This window comes from Dictyobacter halimunensis (genome assembly GCF_036245075.1).
This window is the reverse complement of record NZ_BSRI01000002.1, coordinates 3,674,759-3,695,716: the sequence shown is the minus strand read 5'-3', so window position 1 is coordinate 3,695,716 and position 20,958 is coordinate 3,674,759. Positions and strand designations below refer to the sequence as shown.

Below are 20,958 nucleotides of genomic sequence, written 5' to 3'. Positions count from 1 at the left end.
CCAACCATGAACACCATCCAGAAGGTCGAGGTTTTCTCGACCTCCCTGTCGGTGACGCAGACTTTCCGCTTCTCTTCTGGTTCCGCCGGCGCGGCCGGTGGAACCGCCTCCATCGCCCTGGTCAAGGTGACCGATAGCGCGGGGAATGTTGGCTGGGGCGAGGGACGCCCCATGCCTCAATGGTCCTATGAAACCATCGCATCGGTCACCAGCACGATCCGCGACTATCTGGGTCCGGCCATTCTCGGTCTGGATATCACGGATCGCTGGGGGCTGCACCAGCGTATGCAGGGCGCGATTGGCCGGGGTCCCAGCACCGGTATGCCGGTCGCCAGGGCCGCCCTCGACATGGCGGCCCACGATCTCTGCGCGCGCAATGCTGGCCTGCCCCTGCGCAGCTATCTGGGTGGCGGCGAACAGCGCAACACCGTCGAGCTTAGCTACACGCTCACCTCGCACGAGGTCGCGGATGTACAGCGCGAGATCATGGAGGCCCGGGAGAAAGGCTTTCGCCACTTTAACTTCAAGGCCGCCGTAGCCTCCGAGACCGATCGGGATATAGCCAGGACGATCAGGCAGGCCGCCGGACCCGATGCGTTTGTATGGGCGGACGCCAATCAGGGACTGCAGCCGCCGGAGGCGCTGGCGCTGGCGCGCGGCTTCGCCGACGCGGGGGTGAACGTGCTGGAGCAGCCATTCCCCGCCGACCAGCTGCAGCTGATGCGGCGACTGCGCCAGCAGTGTCCCATCCCCCTGGCCATCGACGAAGCCAGCGTCAGTCCCGCCGACTTCTTCCACTACGCCGCCGAGGGACTGGTCGACTACCTGGTCATCAAGGTCACGCGCAGTGGAGGCATCTGGCCCTCGCTGCAGCAGATTGCCGTCGCCGCTTCCGCGGGACTGCCCCTGCTCGTCAGCGGCCTGACGGATAGCCTGCTCACCAAGCTGGCCGTCTGCCAGCTGGCGGTCGCGTTCGGCCATCATGGTCCGGCCGCCCTCAATGGCAGCCAGTTTCTGGATGAGTCCACGCTCTATCCAGACAAAGCCGAGTTCGAATTTGATGGGGCCGTCCATCTCGGGATGCAGCCCGGCATCGGGGTACAGCCCCGACAGGATGCATTGGAGTCCGCCTGAACAAAGAGGAAATATCTATATGGAAACAACCCTGACCCATACGCTCAATGATGCGATCGAAGTAGCCTATCAAGGGCAGACACTATTCAAATACGTATATAAGTCAAAGAATCCAGCACGAGAAGCACCCAGACCCTATTTCCATCCCTTGCGCACGCTGGCGGGCAACGAGCTGAGCCTGTTCCGTCCCCACGATCACCTCTGGCATATCGGCCTGACCATGTGCATCGCCAACATCGAAGGGGAAAACTTCTGGGGCGGCCCCACCTATACACGCGAGAAGCAGGGGTATGTCCAGCTCGCCAACAATGGGCATATAGACCATCTCGGCTGGCAGGAGATCAACAACGACGGGCAGGTGCGCTGCCGTGAACAGCTTCAATGGGTGACCCAGGCGGGAGAAGTCTGGCTCAAGGAGGAGCGCCAGATCGTCGTCAGCGAGATCAATCCCGAAGCGGGCTACTGGAGCCTGGACCTGGCCTTTCGCCTGACCAACGTCGCGCAGCGGCCGCTGAACTTTGGCTCACCCACCACCGAAGGTCGACCGGATGCCGGCTATGGTAGCTTGTTCTGGCGCGGACCGCGCTCGTTCCTGCACGGCAACATCATCGGCCCCGACGGCCTGGAGGGTCCCGAAAGCATGGGCAAGCGCGCCCCCTGGCTGGCCCTGAGCGGCAAGCACGACGGCAACCAGGCGCAATCAACCATTCTGTTCGTAGATCGGCCGGAGAATCCCCGCTATCCCAACAAATGGTTCGTGCGCAACGACCCATACGCCTGCATCAGCTGCTCATTCATGTTCGATGAATACTATCCCCTGCAGCCGGGAGACGATCTGACCCTCAACTACCACGTCATGCTCGCCAACGGCGCATGGTCGCGTCAAGAGCTCGAACAATATGTAGCCAGGAAGCAAGCCTCAAAGTAGCAGATTACAAAAAAGCAGGGATGCTGGTAATATGCGTCAGCATCCCTGCCATAGCAAGGGAAATGATGATCTTATCCCTTTGCAGGCGCAGTCATTAGCGCCAGCATCTGTGTCAACAGTCTGGTATTCTCAGTGAGCATCATCGTATGCTCATCCGATTTCACGCGCAGCTCCTTAATATCCTGCTCGACTCCATCCAGCCTCTGCTTCATGGCTGAAAAATCAGCTTTGATATCATTGGTTTCCGATTGTTGTTTATAGGCAAGGCCGAGCAGCATTGTAGTGGTATGATTAATGCTCTGAATATCTGCACCGTTAAATCTTTTCTCTAACAACGCCACTGACTTCTCCAGCGAAGATATTCTGTCCTCTTGCGTCAACTTGACATCCTCCCCCCGGCAAAAGCCGTGGGGTTCCCGCAATCACTTGCGGGGTTTCCTGCTTCGCTGAGGCTTGCCCGAGGTGGTTTTCACCGCCCCTGGTCTTACGGCCTCTCCACAGGCATTGAGGACCGTGAGCCCCACGGACCTTATATTCCTGGCGGCATTCACATCTCGGTCATGATGGACGCCACATTCTGGACACGTCCAGTGGCGTACTTCAAGAGTGAGGGAGTCGAAGATATATCCACAGTCGAAACACCGTTTACTGGAGGGATACCACTTGTCAATTTTGACCAGGTTTCGACCATACCAGTCGGCTTTGTATTCCAACTGAGACACAAATTGACTCCACCCCACATCCGAGATGGCTTTGCTGAGTGAAGGATTTTTGACCATGTTCTTGACGGCAAGACTCTCCACGCAGATCGTTTGGTTTTCACGGATCAGCCGTGTGGAGAGCTTGTGCAGAAAGTCAGCACGTCGGTCAGCAATGCGGGCATGGATTCTGGCGACCGTGCGCCGCGCCTTCTCTCGATTCTTCGAGCCCTTTTGCTTCTTCGCATGACGACGTTGCGCCTTCGCCAGTTTCTTCTCATCTTTTTGAAAGAAGCGAGGGTTTCCCACGATTTCCCCATCAGAGAGCGCCACGAACGATTTCAACCCCAAGTCGGCACCAATGATGGTTTCACTGGGCGTGAAATAAGCAATGTCCTCCTCTACCAGGAGGCTGACGAAATAGCGACCTGCGGCATCTTTGCTGACGGTGACACTGGAAGGGATGACCCCCTCTGGCAAAGGGCGCGACCACACAATAGCGAGTGGTTCTTGCATCTTCGCCAGGGTGAGCGTCTCATGGCGAAACGTAAAGGCGCTCGACGTGTAGGTCGCAGACTGTCTGTTCCGTTTCTTTTTGAAGGTGGGATACTTTCCGCGACCCTCAAAGAAGGCGATGAAGGCTTTATCCAGGTGGCGCAATGCCTGTTGGACGGGAACACTGGACACCTCGTTTAACCATGCGTACTCATCCTGTTTTTTGAGATCCGTCAACCGTGAAGAAAGGTCTTTATAATAGAGGCGCGTATGTTCCTTGTAGAACGCATCCGTTTTGAGACGCAAAGCCCAGTTGTAGATAAATCGTACACAGCCAAACGTCCGAGCAAGCATCTGTTTTTGCTCGTCGGTTGGGTACCACCTGAATTGATAGGCGCGTTTCTGTGTACTCATGTTTTACATTGTAGCCTATACCGTGTAAAAAGTCAACAATGTCCTACTCCCATCGCTCCACCAGAAGGAACGCACCTTCTCTCCCTATGGCTGAAACCAGGGGTTTTACGGCGCGGTTTGATAAACACCCCACTTTCCCTGACCATCCGGATTATAAAAGAATAAACCAATTATACAGCGTTAAAGAGCAAATCTCTATGCCAAGAGTATGAATATATGAATATATAACGCCTTTTTACGCTCGAAGCCTCCTCTTTTTGGGGATAGAGGCATAGTCTCACCTCTTGTTCATATCTCTAACAAAAGCAGTTGCTAAATATATTACGCATAAAGCAGAAATGTACATGATGATATTTATGAAGAAATGACCTCCTTCTAAAGCAGATAGGAGGTGTATCCGAAATATGCTCGCATGATGATTAGAAGGGCCCATCTTGACAGAAGGGATTCATACGTGTTATGAATATATAGCAATTAGTTTTAATAGAAATAGCTATTAGTTATAACGGAGATGAAATGCATGAGGCTCTTTTCTCTTACTCAAGTGAAGACACTCGGCAGGTATGCTACCTTCTCTATCTTTCTATTGTTGTTAGCCAGTGCTTGCAGTACGGGTGCAAATACAGCGGCCCCACCTCAAAACACTGCCTGTACGGCCCTCGCCTCGTCCTCGGCCAGTCATGGAAGCGGCTCCGCTATTCTGGCGAATGTTGCGTTGCCGGGCAAGACGTTCAAGGCTGTTGCTACGAGTGATGGGCAATGGATATTTGTCTCGTTCAATGGCAACGATGCCGCCACAAGTGGTATCGCTGTGTTGCACGAACAGGGCTCACAGATCTGCCTGCAACATGTGATCCCCCTTTCGGGCATGCCGTTTGGTATGACATTGAGTCATGACGATCGCATCCTTGCGATCGCAGACTATAGCAATGTCGCGTTTATGGATGTAGCGCAGGCTGAACGCGGCACAAAGGGCGCCCTTCTCGGTTATGTACCAGAGCATCCTTCATCATCCACCATTGAGGTAGCGCTCTCGCCAGACGAGCAGGATCTCTTTGCGGCGAATGAGAATGATGGCACGGTCAGTGTGATTGATTTCCAACGCATCCGCGCCCACGACTTTAGCGCGCACGCGCTCATTGGTCAGCTTCCACTGGGGGTAGCACCTGTCGGGATGGCTATCTCCCCTGATAATCGCTTTCTGTACATCACGAGCGAGGCAGATAAGTCTTTGTCATCCTCGACACAGGCAGCAAAGATGTGTGGTGGCTACCCTCAAGGATCGCTTTCTGTGGCAGCTATTGCGCGCGTCAGGCAAGATCCAGCACATGCGATTATCGCCAGGGCAGCCTCTGGATGTGGCCCGGTACGCGTAGTGCTCTCTCCCTCCGGAACGCTCGCCTGGGTAACAGCGCGAGGGAACAATGCCGTGCTGACGTTCGATACCACGCGGCTGATTACCAATCAAAAGAACGCCCGGCTGGCCTCTACCACTGTTGGCACGGCTCCGGTGGGAGCGGCTCTCATAGACAAAGGCTCAGTGCTCGTTGTCGCCAATTCCAACCGCTTCCTGCAACCATACACGCCACAACATCTTACAGTACTCAACACAAAACAGGCGCTCGATCACAAAGCGGCGGTTCTGACCTCTATAAACGTCGGCGATTTCCCCCGCGAACTGACCCTTGAAGCAAATGGCCAGACGTTACTGCTCACCAACTACAATTCCCAGACGCTCAGCATCATCGACGTCAGCAAACTACCAGGAGCGTTTTCATCCTAGACCCGCCTGTTTCGCTCTGGAAACAGCCTGAGCGCGGTCAACGACCTGGAGTTTACTGAAGATATTGGAGATGTGATTGCTCACAGTCTTCGGGCTTAAAGTCAGGACATCGGCAATCTGGGTATTGCTTTTACCATCGACAATGAGAGCCAGTACCTCCCGCTCGCGCTCGGTCAGGTCAGGAAAAGCCTGCTCAGGAATGACCGGGCGCATATTGGCAAAATACTGCATGAGCCGCTGTGCGATCTGTGGGCTAAAGATGGCCTCCCCGTGAGCGACGGCCGTAATCGCACGCAGTACCTCCGCCTTCCCGGCACCTTTCAACAGATAGCCGCGTGCCCCTGCACGCATGGCACCGAAGACCGAATCGTCATCGCCAAGCATCGTCAGCACTAGGATGCCGATATGAGGGCTGGTTTGTAATATGCGGCGCGTCGCCTCGATACCGTTGAGCTTTGGCATGTACAGGTCCATCAGGATGATGTCAGGTTGCAGATCGAGCGCCATCATCACTGACTCTTCGCCATTACCCGCTTCTCCTACAATGGTTATGGCAGGCAGCGAGGTGAGTAGCGCTCGTAAGCCCTCACGAACAAGTGGGTGGTCATCAACGAGCAGGATACGCAAGGGGTTCTCTGTCATCTGGCATCACTCCTTCCTTAAAGGGATGCGTGCGAAAACACGTATTCCGTGAGGCACTACATCTTCTACAACGCAGGATCCTCCTAGTTCCTCGGCCCGTTCACGCATGGCGTTCATACCCACGCCAGCACGATAGCCAGCAATTCGACCAGATCCATCATCCTGCACTTCGACGGTTAACACTTCATCTAAGAGATCGAGACGAATCGCGCAGCTTGAGGCCCCGGCATGCTTGATAACATTGGCCAGGGCCTCAAGTACAATGCGGTAGATGGCGACCTCGACGGCCGCTGCCAGCGGTGGCAACGTTTCAGGGGCATCGAGGGAAACCAGCACGTTCTTGAGGGTATACTGCGCCACATATTCACGGAGTGCGGGGACCAATCCCCACTCGTCCAGGATAGGTGGACGGAGGTTGTAGACGAGGCGACGGATATCATCGATGGATGCCTGCGTCTGTGCTCTCACCTCTGCCAGCAATGTCCGTGCGGTACCAGGATCGCGGTCGAGTAGCTCATCCGTCGCGTCCATTTTGAATATCACGCTGGTAAGGGCAGATCCTAATCCATCGTGCAGATCACGGCGCAGACGGCGACGCTCCTCTTCTCGCGCCGTGACCAGGCGTTCACGCGCACGCTGTAGATCGGAGGTAAGTCGGACCGCGTGCGCGGCAAGGCCCGCGTGACGCGCGAGCTCGTCCAGTAGGCGTCTATCTCCCGCGGTAAAGACCTCTCCTGGCGTCCGTGGGGCCAGGAGCAACTGGCCAATGGTCTCACCATGGTAGGTAAGCAAAAGCACCAGGGGATCGTCAATAGGCTTGCCGTAGCTTGCCACGACGGTGAATGTACCTTCCTGCTCTAATGAGATCGCTACGTAGGGGAGTTTCAGTGCCTGGGCGACGGTTTCCACAATGGTTGGCAGCACGGTTTCAGGTGCGAGCGTCCCCTCCAGGCGCTGACTGAGACGTGTTACAACCGCGTATGGCTCGTCACGCTCACCATACATCAGGCGGTTGACCCCTCGCTGCAGGCGTTCGCGCAATGGCTGGAAGAGAATAGCAATCAGAGCGGTTGTCAGCAGCGCGATGAAAAGGTTATCACTCATCCGAAAAAGCGTGCTCAAATATCCTACCACCAGGATATAGATGCCGATAACGCAGGTCGAAAGCCCTCCATAGACGAGTGTACGGTTGATGATGAGATCAATGTCCCACAGGCCAGAACGCAAGATCGCGATACCTATAGAAAGCGGTATACAGAGCAGGAAGAGAGGGATAGCGGTCTCACCAACGAAGTAAGCGAAGGTGCCGGGATGGAAGAATGAAGGGAAAAATGTCCCAGAAATAATCACGCCAAGAAAACCAACAATGGCGATGCTAGAGCCGAAGACAACCCAGCGCGTTTGCTGACGCTGAAGTGGGATGGATACCTTTCGATAGCGGTACACCTGCATAGCTACCAGACTGAGCAACAACGGGAAAAAGAGCAGATTCGAGAACAGAGATAAGGTGGGAAAGGGGAAGAAATCGGTGATTCCCTCGTGAATCACCCAGCCGATCATAAACCAGCGCGTCCAGGCTGGAGCAAACCTGCCGCCGGGAAACAGATAGAAAAAGAGACTAAGGCTGATGCCGCTGAAGAAAGCAATACAGTGAACTGTAAACGACCAGGTTAAAGGAAGCGTTGCCGGCTGGAACATGACGCCTAAGGGAGTGGTAACCAGGGCGAACGAAGTAAACAACGCCACAGGATCGTCGATCTTGCGCCAGAACAGCAGGCCACCAACCGTTAAAAAGCCAAGTAGAAAGATGGCATTGAGCACAATATGGTAGATCACATAGAAGTTGACGGAGAGGCCCAGCGCATGAAGGTCACGCACTCCCTGTTGAGTGAGTTGTCCTGAGTTCAAGTCTAAGACAACGCCAGTCGCGAGGGTATGGAGGAAGGCAGCATAGGTGGAAATGCTGGTGATGAACAGCACGACGACGAGTCCCACCACGGCAAGCCACGCGATGCGTGCGATGACAAGCCAGGAACCATGCAGACGCCAGTCAGGGGTACCTGATCGACTGAGATGTGTGCTAGCCGGGGCCGATGGAGTAGGGACACGCATACCTATCCTCCTCGTCTTACTCCAAAGAGTGCAAATCAGGTTCCAGGTTCTTTTCCTATTCTACCTGATGAGGTATTCTTCTGTACAGTGTAAGATACAGACGCCTCAAGTCGATCAACTTAAGGCGTCTGGTCTCTTCCCATTTAGACCCGTGTAGCACTGGTGGAGAACTCTGACTGTACCCTGGCATCATGCTGTTCCGACGCCAGCAGAGCTATACCCAGCCAGACAAATCCAATCATTACCAGCATGAAGCCAAGATTAGCAATGGGCGATTGGAAAAAGTCACCGACAACTTGAATAACGCTGCCCATGAGCAAAACCCCGGCCCATCGGGGCAAGATGGAGGCACGTATGGTTGACAGGCCGAGCGAGATGCCTCCCAGAGCTCCCAACAAACCGCCAACCATAAAAAAGATGCCCAGTCCGGGAGGTTCACTTTGCGCGAGCGCGGGCGCATGGGTTGCGATAAACGGGAGAAGAACAGCATTCAGTGCGCTGCCGAACGCACCGAGGATAAGAATATAGCAGATCATCAATGCGGTGCCGATTAAACCCGGGATGCCGGCTCGTTGTGCCTGCCTGGCATACATACCGGGCAAACCCAGAATCACCAATGTTGCTCCAATAAACTGGATGAGAGATCCGACAATGCCCATGCTGTCGGCCGGGTTACTGCTAAAAATGCCCAGAATGCCGCCAGCAATGGCCAGGACGCTACCAACGAGCAGGCTGATCCCGCTCAAGCGTTGCAACGATGTGGATGACATAATCAATACCCCCCTTTACAGGTAATGCCTTTCCATTTCTAGAAGCAGATCCATCTCTGCTTCTCTTCATGGGAAGCATACCAGTCGGAGGTTTCCCGCACCATGAGAGAAACTCCCATTTTCTCGGGAGAATTTACAGGGGCGTTTCCCGGCTCAATACCCAGGGAAGCATTTTAACCACCCGCGTCGAGGTTTAGATAGAGACAATAACAAATTATCGCGAGGGCGCAGATCATCGGGATAAATGGTATGAACAAAAAAATGTCGCTGTCTGGTATTGCTTTCTTCCCCATAAGAAATCGGATCAATGAACTGCCAGGTGGGGAAGAAATGGAAAAGAAAAGTCCTATGCTGAACAAGATTGTAGGGTGTTTAAACCATGGTTGCTGTATTCCCTGGGAATGTTGATCGCGCAAGCTTCTCAGTCCAAGAGAGAAGAGCACACAAACACAGACAAAACCTCCCAGGAATAGCACAACAATTAATGTGTTGAGTATCGCATCCACCATTCAAATCCCCTTTTATTTATATATAGCACGAATAGACGTGATTAAAAGCTACAGAAGGATGTGATTGATTTGCAGGAGGTTTTTATGGGAAAAGCGATAGCTATCAACGCAGCGAGAAGACGCTGGGAACAGCCGCCAGGTTGTGGCGCATAGCAATATCAAACATATATCTTTTCTATTTAAGAAAACATATTTTTGCTATACCATCAGGAGCAAGTTGGGTGAACAAGAAGAAGCGGCGTATGAGGGATACCCAAAGAAAAGATCAGAAGTCTTATTAAAAAACATTAGTACTAGGTGCCGCATCTTAGTATTTATAAATTGAACAATATAAATGTATACTTGTTACAGCAGAGATAAAAATGTCCTGCACTGACTCCCCCAGCGTGTACTGAACAAGGATGTACTATAAGCGATGTGACACATGCGAATCAGGTCAGACAAATAGACACAATTTCTGCTATTATCTCTTCCTTTTGTGTTTTACGTTTATCTATCTAATTTTCCAATGTAATGAAGGAACAAAACTGTATGGAAGCAACTGTGTCAGATGGGGACAAGAAACATCAAAGCCGATCTTTCTTGAAGCGTCCCATCTCCTATATCCCTGTTATCGGCCTTGTGCTCGCCCTGGTGGTGGGCTATTTTTCTGGCTTTAATCCCCTGAACAATGCGCATGCCGCCGGCATTCAGACGCTCCCGGGTATCAAAACAAAGCTCACGCAAAGCAGTAAGCTCGGAAGCACCGTAGATGCAAATACACCGGTGAAGATTACCATCGGTTTGCGTATGCATAACCAGGCCGACTTGCAACAATATGTCAACAATATCAGCAACACAAAAAACAAAACCGCACGTTCACTAACCAAAGCTCAGCTTATCGAGACCTATAGCCCCTATCCTGCCGAGCAACAAGCTGTGATCAATTATATGAACCAGTACGGTTTTAAGACAACCGAAACATTTGACCATCGTCTCGTCATTGGATTCTCGGGCACGATCGGACAGGCCGAGAGTGCTTTCAACGTATCTGAAAACTACTACACCACGAAAGATGGTCACAAATTCTATGCATCAACGACGGAGCCGGGCGTTCCTTCGGCGATTGCCCCCTATATCACGACCATTCAAGGGTTGGATAATGTAACTCATTTTACACATACCCCTATCACACCGGTACAGCCAGGTGGCAAGAGCCCGCAGGCGGTTTCCAATGCAACAGTGAGCTGTCCGGCTAACGGCCAGAATAATGCCTATCCAACCTATTACGCGCCAAGCCAGATTACCAATGGCTACAATTTGAGTAATGTGCAGCAAACCTATAAGGGCAATGGTCAGATGATCGGTCTTGTTGAATTTGCCGACTACCTGCCCAGCGACGCGGCCGCCTATGCATCCTGCTATGGTGGCAAGACCGTGCCCATATCGCGCATTGCAGCCGATGGCATGGGATCAACACCCTACGATTCAGGCATGAGCGAGGCCGAGCTAGACATAGAACTGGCCTTGAGCACCGCGCCACAACTGGCAAACATTAATGTCTACGAGGCGCAAAACACCTCACAAGGCAATTTGCTGATGTGGGGCAAGATTATCAGCGATGCGGTACCGGTTGTGAGCACGAGTTGGAGTAGCTGCGAACCGAATACTACCCCCTCAGATGTTCAGCAGGAAAACTCTCTATTTATGATTGCTGCGGCTCAGGGCCAGAGTATCCTTGCCTCAGCTGGCGATAATGGTAGCACGGATTGTCTGGGCGCAAATAATGACACCTCTTTACAGGTTGGTGATCCTGCTTCACAGCCCTATGTCACTGCTGTTGGGGGCACCACACTGCATACCAATAGCACTGGTGGTTATGGCAGTGAAAACGTATGGAACAATACCCAGGGGCTTCCATCCGCACAGCAGCAGCAGGCAGCCGGTGGTGGTGGCATCAGTCAACTCTGGCCCATGCCAGACTATCAACAAGGGATCGTGAACGGTTCGAGTTCAGGCACCCCCTGTAACGCAACCAGCGGCTATTGCCGCGAGGTTCCCGATGTCTCCTTTAATGCTGATCCCGATTCGGGCTATCCCATTTACACCTATAATTGCACATCGGCATCCTGTACTGGTCCCGCATGGTACATCTACGGTGGTACATCGACCTCAGCTCCGATGTATGCATCTCTGGTTGCACTGGCAAACCAGTACTCGCTGAGCAAAGGCTACTACAATATCGGCTTCTTGAATCCGCTACTGTACAGCCTGCATACGCGCACTCCTGGTGATTTCCATGACATCACAACCGGGAACAACAATATCGTAAGCGGTACCCAGTATAGCGCAACCTCTGGCTATGATCTGGCGACGGGCCTGGGTTCACCTGCTAATGGCAACCTGTTCACTGACCTCGCCAACCTGGCCGATAGCCAGACGGGACAGCGTCAGACGCCAGCCGCAACGAAATGGTACTTTGCCGAAGGCAATGTGGGCAATGGATTCCAGGAGTTCCTTTCCATCCTGAATCCCAATATCACGCAGGCCGCGAACGTCAAGGTCACCTATCTCTTCCCCAATGGTCGTGCTCCCATTGTAAAGATGCACACGGTCACAGCGAGTACACGTGGTACGGTGTCTCTGATGTCCGATCTGAACTATCCCGATACAGGAACAGCCCAGACATCGGTTTCGACCATTGTGGAATCGGTGGCGAACAGCAATGGCGTCGCAGTGCCAATCATTGCTGAGCGGCCTATGTACTTTAACTTTGCCAATCGGGTATATAGTGGAACAGACGTTTTCGGTGCCAACGCCGCCAATCAGACCAATTTCTACTTTCCGGCTGGTGATACACGCCTGAACAGTACGCAGAACTACAATACCTTTATTACCCTGCTCAATCCAAATTCCACCACTGCCAACATTACCGCGACCTACTATGCAAATGGGAGTGTTGTGGGAACCCAGACGATGGCTCTTGGGTCTATGGCACGCGGTACGCTCACTCCTCCGGGACATCAGCAGATGGCCATGAAGGTGACATCGAGCATCGGTATTGTCGCAGAGCGTCCTATGTACTTTAAGGATACTGTTGCTAACCAGGTCGGCCCTATATCTGGTGCCGGAACTACCATTGGCGCAACTGGCATGGGTAAAGATTGGCTCTTCGCTGTAGGTAACACCCAACAAAGTAACTATCAGGAATACCTGGTCCTGGCAAACTTTACGGGAAGCGATACAACCGCACAAGTCCAGTTGGAATACACAAATGGTCAGGTACAAAGTGTTTCTGTACAGGTCAAAGCCTATAGCCAGCTCTACTTCGATGTAAATAGCTATCGAGCCCAGTTCAGGCCGGGCACCGATGGGGTGGCAGCCGCGGTACACGATGATGATGGTGCAATCGTGGCTGAGAGCCTGGTCTACTTCAACTATAACAGCACCAATAACCAGAGCCCGACAACTATTTCGGGCATTCTGGATACCATTGGACAGCCCAGCGCAACAGGTTACGCATCCTATAGCTTTGCCGAAGGCTATACGGCTGGCTACAACACCGAATACCTGACATTGCTCAACCAGTCCAGTAATAAGGTGCATGTAGTTGTTACTCTGTACGCGGATAACACCATCATCCAAAAGACGGTCGAGTTAACGCCACTCCAAATCACCTCGCTAAATGTGAATAGCATTATTGTGCCGATCGCGAAAGCTTATCCGGCAGGCGGGGCTAACAATGTATCAATTACGGTACAGGCGTTGGATGGGACAGTAGTTGCCGAACGCGTCTACTACTTCCTCTCCGATAACATCAAGCATGGTGGTACATCCATGTTTGGATATACCAATAGCTAATTCCCCGTTGAGCTTCATTTCAAAAGGGATGCAAGAGGCAAGGCCTCTTGCATCCCTTTTGATTATCTTGTAGCGTCATAATCACTCTGCGAAGTTCCCGTATCCTCTCACAGATGGGGGCTGCCGTAAAGAGGCTGATCAGGAAACAACTGCAGATGGATTGAATCCTTTGACGATGAGCCATACCGCCAGGGTCATTTCATATAAGGCGACTGGTACCGCCAGCATAGCTCCCCATAAGGATGTTTGAAGGACAATCCCGAATATTTCTAAGAGGGCCGCAAGAAAAACGAGCGTTGCTCCGGTAAGCCCCATGATGGCTATGAACCGGGGGACAAGCCTGGATTTATAGAGCAGAGAACTGTACAGCGCCGTATTGATGCCGAGCATGAAATCAGGGCCAAGCTTGAATGTCCAGTCATGAACCGCGATGAGGAGGCTCCCTGAAACCTGGTACGCGGAAACATTCGGGGTTGCCGCGGTCGCGAATTCCTGACTGAGGGTCAAAAGGGAAAGGACAGCGATGATCCCAATGGTAATGAGAACGGCCTCAAGGAATCTGAAGCAGAGGTACCCAAGGGCGATACTCTCGTTGTACTTCCTCAAGTACGGAAACAAACCAACAGCGGTGCCAATAGCTGAGCAGACGAGGAGTAGCTCCATTATGGCGCCCAGTATCACCTGATTCTTATTCGCGGCGCCTTTCAGAAGGTACTCGGGGCCACCAAGGATAGGATTGTAGAGAATAAGACCGAGTACCACCGTCACCGCCGCCACGATGAAGAGTATCCCCACAATTGCCGCTGTCCGTCTGCTGGTATGACTGGTATGATGGTGCCTGTCTTCTTCAATGCCCATGGCTGGTCTGCTGGAAATCATATGTTTGTCTCCTTTTTAAACAATAGTTTTAAACAAAAGTAATCTGTATTAAAGTTTGTCATCATTTTGCTTATATGGATGAAGACCTACGCTGCTGTGTGCGTCCGTTTCTTTGATCAGAATATACCTGTTCATGTGGTGAGCAGGCATCACCACATGTGGTGATTGATGTGGTGATGTTATTTATGGGAGGCGATGAGGGGGAGAAAAAGTATGGGAACACGAGTCGGCAGAGCCGCCAGGGCCAGTTTTCATGAATTATTTAGAACAAATTAGAGCAAATCGAGTTCTTCAGCCCGGCGAACCGCTGCCCGGCGGGTGTTCACGCCGAGCTTGCTGTAAATGTTTTTGGTGTGGGTACGCATAGTATTCAGGGACACGATGAGTTTGCGGGCAATTTCCGGTCCGGTCAAGTCAGTTTTGAGCAGCTGCAGCACTTCAAGTTCGCGCTCCGAGAGCGGCTCGATCAAGCCCTGCTTGATAAGCGTTCTGTCTTCATTCGCGTTTGTGGCCGACAGGAGCTGACGGACATAACCCGGGACGATCGCGTGTCTCGCGACCTCTTCCAGCAAGACTGCCATAGGAGAGCCTTCATCCACAAACACGCGAACGTAGCCCTCCGGCGCGGCTAGAGTCAAGGCCCGCCGCAGTGGCACAAGAGCAGCAGGGATATCGTCTTGCGCCTGGTAGGCGAGCGCCTGCAATATCAGGATTTCGATGACGCTTCCCGTCCTCCCACTATCTTCTGCGGCTTTCAGGAGACGCTCCAGCAATCTCAGTGACTCAAAAACAGATTGATCCACCTGGTCGCTTTTATAGCGGGCCAGCAGCACACGGGCCAGGGTAATATGCTCGAACTCACGTATGTAGCTCAAGTCATCCCCAACAGATAGACTCTGCTCACGCGCCCAGCCAAAGGCTTCATCCAATCTTTCTTGCCTGGCCCATACCCGTGCCTTCAACGCAGAGATAGGACGCACATTTGGGAAGATGTCTCTCCGATACAGGTGCTCCGCCTCCTGGAGGTGGTTGAGAGAGCCGTCCAGATCACCCTGGGCCTCACTTATTCGCGCACGAGCAACATACCAACGAGACCAGTTTAGCGGTAACCCCGTACGCTCACCCAACTCCTTGCTTTTCGATAGATACAGCATAGCGACATCCAGATCGTTCTTCTCCCGGTATAACTCACTCATCCCTACATACAGGTCGGCTGTCCCCTGCAGCACAGGCTTGCTCCAGGCCAAAGCCTCCCGCAAAGAGCGCTCATATCTTCGCATCGCCTCGCGTAGGCGGCCCTGCGCAATCCTTATATCAGCCAGGGCGATTGTGCCGCTGATGGCGTCGGAGAGGTTTCCGGCCTTCTGCACAAGAGCCAGACCATCGGCAAAAGCCTGGTGCGCAACCTCTAGATCCCCATTCGTCCAGGATGCGAGCCCCAAAAGAGACGCTGCCGCCCCACGCCCTAGATAGTCTTCTTCAGGTAAGAGATCGAGCACGAGCCGGGCGTATTTTATGGTGCCGGGCACATCCCCCATAACCTGGGCAATGGCAGCGCGGTAAACGGCAATCGCAGCTGGTAGACGGCGGAATTCCTCCTTGTCCACAACGACCATCTGACCCGATGGGATAGGCGTGAGCGAGCTTGCTCCTGTCACCGGGCCCAACCACTGTTCAGCGTCCCGCAGTCGGGCGTGGGCGGCCTCTAGCTCTCCGCCAGCCAGCAACGCCCAGGTATATCCAACACTGAGCACGGGCCTGAAGTGGATCAATTCGTTGGGTAGCGCCTTTAGCCAGTCACGCAACGTGGCATCCTGTCTACTCCTACGCATTTCCGGCACTGCCAGTTCGATCAGGTCTGCCGCTCGCTCGAAATCCCCTCCAGCCAGCGCATGGTGGATCGCATCGGACGTCGAACCATTCTTCTCATACCACCTGCGCGCGCGCCGATGCAGCGTTGAGACCTGATCGGATTGCTCAGTCATCAAACGCACGGAAAGAACGTCGGCGAAGAGGTGGTGATAGCGATACCAGTGGCGCCTGTCATCAAGCGCAATGACAAAGAAGTTGCCTCTCTCCAGGGCCTCCAGCTGCGCGAAGCCATCCTTCTGACCGGTAACAGCATCACAGAGTGGACCACTCAACCGATCGAGAATGGAGGTCTGAAGTAAGAAGCTGCGAACAGATTCGGGCTGACCTTGCAGAACCTCTTCAACCAGATAGTCCATGATGTATCGGTGGTCTCCGGCAAATGTCCGGATGAATCCAGAAATATCTCGGCGATCTTGCAGGGCAAGCGCGGCGAACTGCAGGCCAGCAATCCAGCCCTCGGTGCGCCCTTCCAGGGCAGCAATATCCTGCGCCGAAAGGGTGAGGCCCATCACCTGGGTGAAAAATGCGGCCGCCTCGGAAGACGTAAAACGCAGGTCGGCTACGCGCAGTTCGGTCAGGAGGTCCCGGGCACGAAGACGAGCCAGGGGAAGAGATGGATCCTCGCGGGTAACAATGACCAGGTGCATCGGTGGCGGCAGGTGCTCGACGAGATATGCGAGGGCACTATCAACCGGTCTGGCATCAATCACGTGGTAATCGTCAAGGACGAGGACGAAACGATCCGGAAGCACGGAGATCTCATTGAGCAGGCCAGTCAGTATCGCCTCGGTTGGCGGTGACTGAGAAGATTGAAGTGCGCTCAACACACCTTCACCAATATTCGGCACAACTGTCTGTAAGGCAGCAATCAGGTAAGTCAGAAAGCGCGTAAGGTCGTTCTCCCCTTCATCCAGCGATAGCCAGGCGGTCGGCCTCCCAATTTCTGCAACCCATTCACTGACCAGCGTGGTTTTCCCAAAGCCAGCAGGAGCCGAGATAAGCGTCAGTTTACGATGCAGGCCCTCATGCAACCGCTCAAGCAAGCGGGGACGAAGAACGACGTTCGGGCGAAGCCGAGGAAGATACAGTTTCGTGGTTAAAATTGGCGTCATGCGCTCTCGCCTCCTGGGAGGGAGTATACCTTAAATGGCACCTCCTCCACAACCGGCTATGGCTACGCTGCCCGGCGCCAATACACCAATTAGGCCTTCCCTATATATATTCATCTGCATGTAATACATTTTTCCTTATTTAAGGAAAACTTGTTTGCAACCGATAATTATATGATGATGCGATAAGCACAACATCGTGATCTTAAGCTAACAGATAGGGTGAAGTTCATGGACTTGAATACCATTAAAGAAGTGAGGCGGCCTGGATCAGTTGATACTGTTATCTGGCGCGATGGATGTGCGTGGCTTGCTGGCGGCACCTGGCTGTTCTCGGAACCACAATTGAACATCGAAACGCTGATTGACCTCGAAACACTTCACTGGCCCGCGTTGCATGTATCAGAAGATGGGCTCGATATCGCTGCGACCTGCCCCATCGCCGAACTGGACCGATTTGTCGCGCCTCCGCAATGGTTGGCAGCACCGCTCATAGGCGAGTGCTGCCGTTCTCTGCTGGCCTCGTTTAAAATTTGGAACACGGCAACAGTTGGAGGCAACATCTGTATGTCGCTGCCAGCAGGTCCAATGATTTCATTGACGGTTGCACTTGAGGGTGTCTATACATTATGGCCGCGCGAAGCACCACCACGACAGGTTCTGGCCACCGATTTCGTCACAGGAAACCACGCGAATGTCCTGCAGCCAGGGGAGTTGCTTCGCAGTATCCACCTTCCTACAGCAGCACTTACGAGGCGGTTCGCGTTCCGCCGTTTGTCATTAACGCATCTCGGACGCTCGGCGGTACTTCTCATCGGTACCCAAAACATACACGAAGGTGATTTGCTGATCACTGTGACGGCGGCAACCAATCGACCGTTGCAGTTGCGCTTTGCGCAGATGCCAACGGCCGATGAGTTGCGTCACTGCATCGACGTGACTATTCCCGATTCCCTCTACTTTGATGATGTACATGGGTCACCAGCTTACCGGCGTCACCTCACCTACTACTATGCGGAACAGATCCGCTCCGAACTGGCGCAGAAAGAGGGGAAGGTATGAACTACACTGTCAATACCAGAAGGTTCTCTGCTGAGCCAGGACCAGGACAATGCTTAAGAACCTTTTTGCGTGAACGCGGCTTCTTTGGTGTCAAAAAAGGATGTGACGCGGGTGACTGCGGCGCGTGTACCGTCTGGATTGATGGCGTGCCTGTGCATAGCTGCCTCATTCCTGCCTTTCGAGCCGCCAACCATCAGATTACGACCATTGAGGGATTAAAACAAGATGGTCGGTTGCATCCAATGCAGCAGGCCTTTCTTGATGCTCAGGCCTTTCAATGTGGCTTTTGTACGGCTGGCATGATCATGACGGCGGCATCGCTTAATGATGAGAAACGGGCGCATCTCCCCAACGCTCTCAAGGGTAATTTGTGTCGATGCACTGGCTACCGTAGCATTGACGATGCCATTGGCAATATCGTTTCCACTGATAAAGAGGTCGCAGGCTCAGCCTGCGGCAAGAACGTAAGGAACCCATTCGGAGAAGCAATAGTCACAGGAAGTGCACGCTACACGCTCGATATTGCCATGGATGGAATACTCCACCTCAAAGTGTTGCGCTCTCCACACCCACATGCTCGCATTCGCTCCATTGATCGCAGCAAGGCTATGGCTGTTCCTGGCGTCGTCGACATCTTTACCTGGGAAGATGTTCCCCTTCGACTTTACAGTACAGCGACCCATGAAGACCACCTGGTCGATCCAGATGATACATACGTGCTTGACAATGTCGTCCGCTTTGTGGGGCAACGAATTGCAGCCGTTGTTGCCGGGAGCGTCGGGGCCGCCGAAGAGGCATGCCGTCTGCTCGATGTCGAATACGAGCTGCTGCCCGCCGTCTTCGATCCTGAAGAGGCGATGAATCCGGGGAGCCCCGCCCTTCACGATACCAGCAACAAATCTGGCCATAATATTTACGTTGATATTCACGGCGAAGTAGGGTGTGTGGAGGCAGGCTTCAAGGAGGCAGACGCGATTCATGAGATGACGTACTCGACTTCCCGCGTCCAGCATGTCCATCTCGAAACGCATGGCTGCATCGCGTGGAAAGGTGACGATGGACGTCTTCACGTACGCACCAGTACGCAAGCGCCGTTCATCGTCAAAGGCAAGCTCTGCCACATCTTTGGGCTCCCCTCGCGTAACCTCCATGTTTTTGCTGAACGCGTCGGTGGGGGATTCGGGGGGAAACAGGAGATGCTTACCGAAGATCTGTGCGTCCTCGCCACGCTGAAAACCGGGCAACCTGTCATGTGGGAGTTTACCCGCGAGGAACAGTTTATCGGTGCGACTACGCGTCATCCGATGACGACCCGTGTTAAGCTTGGCGCCAGGCGTGATGGGACGTTGACGGCAATACAAGTCCGTGTGGTTTCCAATACAGGCGCTTACGGCGGCCATGCCAGTGAGACGCTCGCTGCCGCTCTCACCAACCCTCTCACCGTCTACCGATGTCCCAACAAGAAAGCTGATGGGTACGCAGTCTATACGAATATGGTTCCGGCGGGAGGGTTCCGCGGATATGGTTCGTCGCAGACAACCTTCGCGATAGAATGTGCCATCGACGACCTGGCACGATTACTCGGTATCAGCCCATTCGAGATCCGCCGCAAGAACATGATCCAACCGGATGATTGGATAGAATCGGTATGGAAAGACCCCCAGGATGTTACTTTTGGCAGTTATGGCCTTGATCAATGTCTTGATCGGGTCGAAACCGCTCTGGCCAGCGGACAGGGCTCAGCCAGACCAGAGGGAAAGGAATGGGTCGAGGGAACGGGCATTGCAATGGCGATGCTGGAAAGCGGTCCTCCCACCGAACACCGATCAGGCGCGGAGATGAAGCTCCTGCCCGATGGCAGCTATCATCTCGCGGTGGGGTCGACAGAGATGGGGAATGGATCAACTACCTCGCACTGCCAGATTGCCGCTGCAATCCTCGACACGCAGGTAGAGCGGATTGCGATCATTAATGGCGATACGGACCAGACTCCTTATGACACTGGTACGTTTGCCAGCACGGGCACGGTCATCGCGGGGAAGGCTGTTGCGCTGGCGGCAGAGGCATTACGCGACAATATCATTGAATTTGCTGCTCATTTCACACATATAGCATCGTCCGCCTGCCGTCTTGAACATGATTTCGTCATATGTGGAGAACGGCGCATTCCACTGAAGGAGCTCTATAGCGCTGGTATGGATGTAAACCACCGCTTCGAGTCCAAGCGCAAAGCCTATTTGTCGCCGCGCTCGGTTGCTTTCAATGTTCAAGGCATTCGAGTAGCCGTAAACCGTATGACCGGGCAGATCGAAGTATTACAGAGTGTGCAGGCCGCCGATATCGGGCGACTGATCAATCCGATGCAATGCCGGGGCCAGATCGAGGGTGCCATTGCGATGGGGATCGGTTGGGCGCTCTACGAAAAGATGGTATATAATGACAACGGTACCATGGTGAACCCGGCCTTGCGCAACTATAGGATACCGGCCTTTGCCGACATTCCCCACAGCGAGGTGTACTTTGCGGATACATACGATACCATTGGCCCGCTCGGCGCTAAGTCACAGGGAGAATGTTCGATCAATCCTGTTGCTCCGGCGATTGCCAATGCCGTTGCCAATGCGACTGGCATCCGTTTTCCTGACTTGCCACTGACGCCTGAGCGCATCTTCGAGCGGCTCTATTCCCAGTCATGAACGTTTTTTACCGAG

The 20,958-nt window shown here is 53.4% G+C and carries 13 protein-coding genes; 6 read left to right on the top strand and 7 right to left on the bottom strand.

The window, feature by feature from the left end; genetic code table 11:
- Positions 1 to 6 precede the first annotated feature (6 nt).
- Entirely contained in the window at positions 7 to 1,134 is a 1,128-nt protein-coding gene (locus tag AABA21_RS29275) for a mandelate racemase/muconate lactonizing enzyme family protein (RefSeq protein WP_338255685.1), read from the top strand.
- 19 nt (positions 1,135 to 1,153) lie between these two features.
- Positions 1,154 to 2,062: a DUF6807 domain-containing protein gene (locus tag AABA21_RS29270; protein ID WP_338255684.1), complete on the top strand. Its 909-nt coding sequence runs from the start codon at positions 1,154 to 1,156 to the stop codon at positions 2,060 to 2,062.
- Positions 2,063 to 2,133: 71 nt separating this feature from the next.
- Here AABA21_RS29270 and AABA21_RS29265 read toward each other — a convergent pair whose 3' ends face one another.
- Together AABA21_RS29265 and AABA21_RS29260 are read right to left on the bottom strand one after the other, a co-directional pair.
- Positions 2,134 to 2,442: a hypothetical protein gene (locus AABA21_RS29265; protein ID WP_338255682.1), complete on the bottom strand. Its 309-nt coding sequence runs from the start codon at positions 2,440 to 2,442 to the stop codon at positions 2,134 to 2,136.
- Between the two features lie 42 nt (positions 2,443 to 2,484).
- Positions 2,485 to 3,669, bottom strand: coding sequence for an RNA-guided endonuclease TnpB family protein (locus tag AABA21_RS29260; protein ID WP_338255680.1), 1,185 nt, complete (start codon positions 3,667 to 3,669; stop codon positions 2,485 to 2,487).
- Positions 3,670 to 4,189: 520 nt separating this feature from the next.
- Here AABA21_RS29260 and AABA21_RS29255 point away from each other — a divergent pair.
- Entirely contained in the window at positions 4,190 to 5,452 is a 1,263-nt protein-coding gene (locus AABA21_RS29255; protein WP_338255678.1) for a beta-propeller fold lactonase family protein, read from the top strand.
- On the opposite strand, the gene AABA21_RS29250 is transcribed toward AABA21_RS29255, so the two are convergent.
- The 3 genes from AABA21_RS29250 to AABA21_RS29240 form a co-directional block, all read right to left on the bottom strand.
- Positions 5,444 to 6,094, bottom strand: coding sequence for a response regulator (locus AABA21_RS29250; RefSeq protein ID WP_338255677.1), 651 nt, complete (start codon positions 6,092 to 6,094; stop codon positions 5,444 to 5,446). The genes AABA21_RS29255 and AABA21_RS29250 overlap by 9 nt on opposite strands.
- A gap of 6 nt (positions 6,095 to 6,100) precedes the next feature.
- Positions 6,101 to 8,206, bottom strand: a complete 2,106-nt coding sequence (locus tag AABA21_RS29245) for a sensor histidine kinase (RefSeq protein ID WP_338255674.1) — start codon at positions 8,204 to 8,206, stop codon at positions 6,101 to 6,103.
- Positions 8,207 to 8,349: 143 nt separating this feature from the next.
- A complete protein-coding gene (locus AABA21_RS29240; RefSeq protein ID WP_338255672.1) occupies positions 8,350 to 8,976 on the bottom strand; it encodes a hypothetical protein in 627 nt (208 codons plus the stop codon).
- 1,040 nt (positions 8,977 to 10,016) lie between these two features.
- On the opposite strand from AABA21_RS29240, the gene AABA21_RS29235 reads away from it, so the two are divergent.
- Positions 10,017 to 13,325, top strand: coding sequence for a S53 family peptidase (locus tag AABA21_RS29235; protein WP_338255671.1), 3,309 nt, complete (start codon positions 10,017 to 10,019; stop codon positions 13,323 to 13,325).
- A gap of 138 nt (positions 13,326 to 13,463) precedes the next feature.
- Here AABA21_RS29235 and AABA21_RS29230 read toward each other — a convergent pair whose 3' ends face one another.
- Positions 13,464 to 14,204: a DUF4386 domain-containing protein gene (locus AABA21_RS29230; protein ID WP_338255670.1), complete on the bottom strand. Its 741-nt coding sequence runs from the start codon at positions 14,202 to 14,204 to the stop codon at positions 13,464 to 13,466.
- A 272-nt stretch (positions 14,205 to 14,476) separates the two neighbouring features.
- Positions 14,477 to 17,188: a winged helix-turn-helix domain-containing protein gene (locus AABA21_RS29225; protein ID WP_338255668.1), complete on the bottom strand. Its 2,712-nt coding sequence runs from the start codon at positions 17,186 to 17,188 to the stop codon at positions 14,477 to 14,479.
- 228 nt (positions 17,189 to 17,416) lie between these two features.
- On the opposite strand from AABA21_RS29225, the gene AABA21_RS29220 reads away from it, so the two are divergent.
- Both AABA21_RS29220 and AABA21_RS29215 read left to right on the top strand, forming a co-directional pair.
- Complete coding sequence (locus AABA21_RS29220) at positions 17,417 to 18,247, top strand: FAD binding domain-containing protein (RefSeq protein ID WP_338255667.1); 831 nt, start codon at positions 17,417 to 17,419, stop codon at positions 18,245 to 18,247.
- Positions 18,244 to 20,943, top strand: coding sequence for a molybdopterin-dependent oxidoreductase (locus tag AABA21_RS29215; RefSeq protein WP_338255666.1), 2,700 nt, complete (start codon positions 18,244 to 18,246; stop codon positions 20,941 to 20,943). The genes AABA21_RS29220 and AABA21_RS29215 overlap by 4 nt, the downstream gene beginning before the upstream one ends.
- The last annotated feature ends 15 nt before the right edge of the window (positions 20,944 to 20,958 follow it).

Excerpts from the sequence above, each read along its gene's own strand:
- AABA21_RS29260 (WP_338255680.1), bottom strand. The coding sequence starts at position 3,669 with ATGAGTACACAGAAACGCGCCTATCAATTCAGGTGGTACCCAACCGAC.
- AABA21_RS29240 (WP_338255672.1), bottom strand. The coding sequence starts at position 8,976 with ATGTCATCCACATCGTTGCAACGCTTGAGCGGGATCAGCCTGCTCGTT.
- AABA21_RS29275 (WP_338255685.1), top strand. The coding sequence starts at position 7 with ATGAACACCATCCAGAAGGTCGAGGTTTTCTCGACCTCCCTGTCGGTG.
- AABA21_RS29255 (WP_338255678.1), top strand. The coding sequence starts at position 4,190 with ATGAGGCTCTTTTCTCTTACTCAAGTGAAGACACTCGGCAGGTATGCT.
- AABA21_RS29250 (WP_338255677.1), bottom strand. The coding sequence starts at position 6,094 with ATGACAGAGAACCCCTTGCGTATCCTGCTCGTTGATGACCACCCACTT.
- AABA21_RS29215 (WP_338255666.1), top strand. The coding sequence starts at position 18,244 with ATGAACTACACTGTCAATACCAGAAGGTTCTCTGCTGAGCCAGGACCA.
- AABA21_RS29220 (WP_338255667.1), top strand. The coding sequence starts at position 17,417 with ATGGACTTGAATACCATTAAAGAAGTGAGGCGGCCTGGATCAGTTGAT.
- AABA21_RS29230 (WP_338255670.1), bottom strand. The coding sequence starts at position 14,204 with ATGATTTCCAGCAGACCAGCCATGGGCATTGAAGAAGACAGGCACCAT.
- AABA21_RS29270 (WP_338255684.1), top strand. The coding sequence starts at position 1,154 with ATGGAAACAACCCTGACCCATACGCTCAATGATGCGATCGAAGTAGCC.
- AABA21_RS29245 (WP_338255674.1), bottom strand. The coding sequence starts at position 8,206 with ATGCGTGTCCCTACTCCATCGGCCCCGGCTAGCACACATCTCAGTCGA.
- AABA21_RS29225 (WP_338255668.1), bottom strand. The coding sequence starts at position 17,188 with ATGACGCCAATTTTAACCACGAAACTGTATCTTCCTCGGCTTCGCCCG.
- AABA21_RS29235 (WP_338255671.1), top strand. The coding sequence starts at position 10,017 with ATGGAAGCAACTGTGTCAGATGGGGACAAGAAACATCAAAGCCGATCT.